The 578-nt window shown below is 49.8% G+C and carries 1 protein-coding gene; it reads right to left on the reverse strand.

Going from position 1 to position 578, the window contains the following annotated elements:
• Positions 1-578 (reverse strand): CLIPPER-2 domain-containing protein (locus MM213_RS20795; RefSeq protein WP_241414796.1); only part of this gene is annotated, 578 nt, incomplete at both ends.

Below are 578 nucleotides of genomic sequence, written 5' to 3' on the forward strand. Positions count from 1 at the left end.
CTTGCCGTCAACGTGTAGGTGATCACTTCGCCTGCCTGCGTCACAGTGGATCCGTTGTCGGATTTGCTGATGCTCAAGCCTGCATTGTTGTCTATAGGTGTCTCAATCTCCGTCTCGCCCTCTGGATCTTCTCCTCCTGGGTTTGGATTCTCTCCTTTTACAAAGGCTGTGTTCAACACTGAACCAGAATCTACATCTGACTGCGTAACCGTGTAGCTAGTCTCTCTAACCGCTACCTGACCCGGTGCCAATGTTCCAACATTCTCTTCAAAGCCTGTCAATGGATCCACAATCGTTACGTTTGCGATAGTCACATTACCTGTATTCGTTGCCGTCAACGTGTAGGTGATCACTTCGCCTGCCTGCGTCACAGTGGATCCGTTGTCGGATTTGCTGATGCTCAAGCCTGCATTGTTGTCTATAGGTGTCTCAATCTCTGTCTCGCCCTCTGGATCTTCACCTTCTGGGTTTGGATTCTCTCCTTTTACAAAGGCTGTGTTCAACACTGAGCCAGAATCTACATCTGACTGCGTAACCGTGTAGCTGGTCTCTCTAACCACTACCTGACCCGGTGCCAA

Origin of the sequence: Belliella alkalica (genome assembly GCF_022549785.1) — a bacterium.
Classification (GTDB): Bacteria; Bacteroidota; Bacteroidia; order Cytophagales; family Cyclobacteriaceae; genus Belliella; species Belliella alkalica.